This is a genomic window from Corynebacterium sp. ES2730-CONJ, assembly GCF_024834055.1.
GTDB lineage: Bacteria > Actinomycetota > Actinomycetes > Mycobacteriales > Mycobacteriaceae > Corynebacterium.
This window is the reverse complement of record NZ_JANUXZ010000010.1, coordinates 1-5,721: the sequence shown is the minus strand read 5'-3', so window position 1 is coordinate 5,721 and position 5,721 is coordinate 1. Positions and strand designations below refer to the sequence as shown.

Below are 5,721 nucleotides of genomic sequence, written 5' to 3'. Positions count from 1 at the left end.
TTAAGTTTTAGGTCGGCGGTGACTTACTCTCCCACAAACTCCCGTTTGCAGTACCATCAGCGCTACCAGGCTTAGCTTCCGGGTTCGGAATGGGACCGGGCGTACCCCTGACGCAATAACCACCGACACAATCAAAAAACACAATGTGCTGTGTCAGACACTGCATAGTGGACGCGAAACACAACAAAACCCTTAACCCTCTCACAACCAACACTCTAAGACCGACACTAACAGTGCCAACCCTGGGGTGAACCTGGCCGTGATATGCGCAACAATCACAAAGTTGAATCATATATGTGTGTTTGTCGGTGAATTAGTACCAGTCATCTAAACATATCACTATGCGTACAACTCTGGCCTATCAACCCTGTCATCTACAGGGCACCTCAAACGAAACCTCATCTCAAAACAGGCTTCCCGCTTAGATGCTTTCAGCGGTTATCCCTTCCGTACGTAGCAAACCAGCCCTGCCACTGGCGTGACAACTGGCACACTAGAGGTACGTCCGTCCCGGTCCTCTCGTACTAGGGACAGCCTTCTTCAAGTTTCAACGCGCGCGGCGGATAGAGACCGAACTGTCTCACGACGTTCTAAACCCAGCTCGCGTGCCGCTTTAATGGGCGAACAGCCCAACCCTTGGGACCTACTCCAGCCCCAGGATGCGACGAGCCGACATCGAGGTGCCAAACCATCCCGTCGATATGGACTCTTGGGGAAGATCAGCCTGTTATCCCCGGGGTACCTTTTATCCGTTGAGCGACACCACTTCCACACGTAGGTGCCGGATCACTAGTCCCTACTTTCGTACCTGCTCGAGTTGTCACTCTCACAGTCAAGCTCCCTTGTGCACTTACACTCACCACCTGATTGCCAACCAGGCTGAGGGAACCTTTGGGCGCCTCCGTTACTTTTTAGGAGGCAACCGCCCCAGTTAAACTACCCACCAGGCACTGTCCCCAACCCAGATCATGGGCCAAGGTTCAGGTGCTCAATCCGATCAGAGTGGTATTTCAACAACGACTCCACCACACCTAGCGATGCAGTATCACAGTCTCCCACCTATCCTACACAAACCGAACCAAACACCAATACCAAGCTATAGTGAAGGTCCCGGGGTCTTTTCGTCCTGCCGCGCGTAACGAGCATCTTTACTCGTAATGCAATTTCACCGGGCCTGTGGTTGAGACAGCAGGGAAGTCGTTACGCCATTCGTGCAGGTCGGAACTTACCCGACAAGGAATTTCGCTACCTTAGGATGGTTATAGTTACCACCGCCGTTTACTGGGGCTTAAATTCTCCGCTTCGCAACACACAAGGTGTCACTAACAGGTCCTCTTAACCTTCCAGCACCGGGCAGGCGTCAGTCCGTATACATCAACTTCCACGTTTTCGCACGGACCTGTGTTTTTAATAAACAGTCGCTTCCCTCTATTCTCTGCGACCACCACCAGCTCAATCAGTCTGTCACCAGCAGTGGTCCCCCTTCTCCCGAAGTTACGGGGGCATTTTGCCGAGTTCCTTAACCACAGTTCACCCGAACGCCTTAGTATTCTCTACCTGACCACCTGTGTCGGTTTACGGTACGGGCCATATATACACTCGCTAGAGGCTTTTCTCGACAGCATAGGATCACTAACATCCCCAACAAAGGGTACGCATCACGCCTCACCCACAATGTGCAACGGATTTACCTATCACACGGGCCACACGCTTACACCACAATCCAATAAGTGGCTTAGCTACCTTCCTGCGTCACCCCATCACTTGGCTACTACCAACGAAGGTCCCACGCACGCAACACCACACCATAACACCCCGCATAAAAACGGGACATCATAATCATGGGCACGCGGGTGGTTAGTACCACTGATTCACCACTGGGCGCATATATACGGGTACGGGAATATCAACCCGTTATCCATCGACTACGCCTGTCGGCCTCGCCTTAGGTCCCGACTCACCCTGGGAAGATTAGCTTAACCCAGGAACCCTTAGTCATCCGGCGGATACGTTTCTCACGTATCATTCGTTACTCATGCCTGCATTCTCACTCGCACACACTCCACACCCCGTCACCAGAATGCTTCAACGCAGTGCACGACGCTCCCCTACCCAACACCTTCCCCACAAGAGGAAGGTATTGCCGCGGCTTCGGCGGTGTACTTGAGCCCCACTACATTGTCGGCGCAGAACCACTCGACCAGTGAGCTATTACGCACTCTTTCAAGGATGGCTGCTTCTAAGCCAACCTCCTGGCTGTCTTCGCGATCCCACATCCTTTTCCACTTAGTACACTCTTAGGGGCCTTAACCGGCGATCTGGGCTGTTTCCCTTTCGACCAACGGAGCTTATCCCCCGCAGTCTCACTGCCGTACTCTCACTTCACCGGCATTCGGAGTTTGGCTGACATTGCTAAGATTGTAGTCCCGCTCAACCAACCAGTAGCTCTACCTCCGGGAAGAAACACACGACGCTGCACCTAAATGCATTTCGGGGAGAACCAGCTATCACGGAGTTTGATTGGCCTTTCACCCCTACCCACAACTCATCCCCTCAGTTTTCAACCTAAGTGGGTTCGCGCCTCCACAGCATCTTACTGCTGCTTCACACTGGCCATGGGTAGATCACTCCGCTTCGGGTCCAGAACATGCCACTAACACACCCTCATTAGGATTCGCTTTCGCTACGGCTACCCACACTCATGGTTAACCTCGCGACATGCCGCTGACTCGCAGGCTCATTCTTCAAAAGGCACGCCATCACCCACACAACCAACCCCTAAAGGGAAGGCCACGCACAAGGCTCTGACGGATTGTAAGCACACGGTTTCAGGTACTATTTCACTCCCCTCCCGGGGTACTTTTCACCATTCCCTCACGGTACTAATCCGCTATCGGTCACACTAAGTATTTAGGCTTACCGGGTGGTCCCGGCAGATTCACAGCAGATTCCACGAGCCCGCTGCTACTCGGGGACAAAAGCAACCAGGCCAACACACGCTTTCATGTACAGGACTCTCACCTTCTACGGCAGGCGATTCCACACCACTTCCACTAACACGCATCAGCACCAGCAAGGCGGTGACAGCCACCTTACGCTTCAACCCCACAACCCCGCACACGCAACCACTGTCACGTATCACACGCATACGGTTTAGCCTCATCCACGTTCGCTCGCCACTACTAACGGAATCACAATTGTTTTCTTCTCCTACGGGTACTGAGATGTTTCACTTCCCCGCGTCAACCCCCACACCAGCTATGAATTCACTGGCAGGTGACCACACATAACCATGGCCGGGTTTCCCCATTCGGACATCCTCGGATCAACGCTCTATTGACAACTCCCCGAGGCTTAACGCAGCCTTACACGTCCTTCATCGGCTTAGCATGCCAAGGCATCCACCGTGTGCCCTTCATCAAACACACACAAACTTACAAAATAAAAGAAACACACAAAAGAATAAAGATAAAAATGCTCGCGTCCACTATACAGTTCTCACACAACACACACACCACCACCAACCCCCCAACCAGCAAGCACAACACCAACCAACAACAGGGGGACAAATAGTGACATATCAAGGACAACAAAACACGTGCCATCCCAGACACCCAACAGTGCACCAACCACCACAACCCCCACCCCACCCACAAACGGGTAAGAAACAGGAAACCATGATGAACTATGTTCTTTCGCTATAAAACTTTTTTCGATCACACCCAGGTCATGCCCAGCCCCTCATCTATAAGAGACACGAACAGCACAGATGATGTTTTTATGATGATCCACCCGGATTTTAGAAAATAGATAATAAAACTCCTTAGAAAGGAGGTGATCCAGCCGCACCTTCCGGTACGGCTACCTTGTTACGACTTCGTCCCAATCGCCGATCCCACCTTCGACAGCTCCCCCCACAAGGGTTAGGCCACTGGCTTCGGGTGTTACCAACTTTCATGACGTGACGGGCGGTGTGTACAAGGCCCGGGAACGTATTCACCGCAGCGTTGCTGATCTGCGATTACTAGCGACTCCGACTTCATGGGGTCGAGTTGCAGACCCCAATCCGAACTGAGGCCGGCTTTCAGCGATTCGCTCACCCTCACGGGCTGGCTGCGCGTTGTACCGACCATTGTAGCATGTGTGAAGCCCTGGGCATAAGGGGCATGATGATTTGACGTCATCCCCACCTTCCTCCGAGTTAACCCCGGCAGTCTCTCATGAGTCCCCACCATCACGTGCTGGCAACATAAGACAAGGGTTGCGCTCGTTGCGGGACTTAACCCAACATCTCACGACACGAGCTGACGACAACCATGCACCACCTGTAAACAGACCACAAAGGGACACTACATTTCTGCAGCAAACCTGTATATGTCAAGCCCAGGTAAGGTTCTTCGCGTTGCATCGAATTAATCCACATGCTCCGCCGCTTGTGCGGGCCCCCGTCAATTCCTTTGAGTTTTAGCCTTGCGGCCGTACTCCCCAGGCGGGGCGCTTAATGCGTTAGCTACGGCACAGAAGTCGTGGAAGACCCCTACACCTAGCGCCCACCGTTTACGGCATGGACTACCAGGGTATCTAATCCTGTTCGCTCCCCATGCTTTCGCTCCTCAGCGTCAGTTACTGCCCAGAGACCTGCCTTCGCCATCGGTGTTCCTCCTGATATCTGCGCATTCCACCGCTACACCAGGAATTCCAGTCTCCCCTACAGCACTCAAGTTATGCCCGTATCGCCTGCAGCTCCGGAGTTAAGCCCCGGTATTTCACAGACGACGCGACAAACCACCTACGAGCTCTTTACGCCCAGTAATTCCGGACAACGCTCGCACCCTACGTATTACCGCGGCTGCTGGCACGTAGTTAGCCGGTGCTTCTTATACAGGTACCGTCACAAAAGCTTCGTCCCTGTCGAAAGAGGTTTACAACCCGAAGGCCGTCATCCCCCACGCGGCGTCGCTGCATCAGGCTTCCGCCCATTGTGCAATATTCCCCACTGCTGCCTCCCGTAGGAGTCTGGGCCGTATCTCAGTCCCAATGTGGCCGTCCACCCTCTCAGGCCGGCTACCCGTCGACGCCTTGGTAGGCCATTACCCCACCAACAAGCTGATAGGCCGCGGGCTCATCTTGTACCGAAAAAACTTTCCACCATGACACACTAAAGCATGGTCCTATCCAGTATTAGACCCAGTTTCCCAGGCTTATCCCGAAGTACAAGGCAGATCACCCACGTGTTACTCACCCGTTCGCCACTCGAGTACCCCAGCAAGCTGAGGCCTTTCCGTTCGACTTGCATGTGTTAAGCACGCCGCCAGCGTTCGTCCTGAGCCAGGATCAAACTCTCCACAAAAAAACAAGCAAAAAACCTGCTCTCAAAGGCCGTGAAAAGCCCAATCAAACTAGCAAAAAAACAAAACAACCAGCACACACAACCAACACAACCACCAAAACAAGCAGCCATGCCAACCATGCGCACACAATTGAAAAAACAAAACCCCCTCCCCAACCCGACGGGGCAAAAAAGGGAAAAAAGGGGCCAAAACATCAACAATCACAGCCAAAACCGATCATGCCAACAAACAGCTCATATCTTCGGTCAAAAACCAAGCAAGCCACACTCACCGGCCACCAAAAACACCACACCATTCACCAACACAACCCAACTGCAATCAAAAAAACAAAAAAACAATTGGCACACTATTGAGTTCTCAAACAACACAC

1 protein-coding gene and 3 rRNA genes are annotated in these 5,721 nt (G+C 52.8%); 1 reads left to right on the top strand and 3 read right to left on the bottom strand.

Translation table 11 applies throughout. The features are described 5' to 3' along the window. Nucleotides 1–10 precede the first annotated feature (10 nt). The 3 genes from rrf to NXS13_RS09305 form a co-directional block, all read right to left on the bottom strand. A 5S ribosomal RNA gene (gene rrf / locus NXS13_RS09315) occupies nucleotides 11–127 on the bottom strand. A gap of 165 nt (nucleotides 128–292) precedes the next feature. Next, nucleotides 293–3,430, bottom strand: a 23S ribosomal RNA gene (locus tag NXS13_RS09310). 397 nt (nucleotides 3,431–3,827) lie between these two features. Next, nucleotides 3,828–5,350 (bottom strand): 16S ribosomal RNA (locus tag NXS13_RS09305). Together the 16S, 23S and 5S rRNA genes form the textbook arrangement of a ribosomal RNA operon. A gap of 31 nt (nucleotides 5,351–5,381) precedes the next feature. On the opposite strand from NXS13_RS09305, the gene NXS13_RS09300 reads away from it, so the two are divergent. Beyond that, the coding region (locus tag NXS13_RS09300) for a hypothetical protein (protein ID WP_259289665.1) at nucleotides 5,382–5,721 on the top strand (340 nt) is incomplete at its 3' end.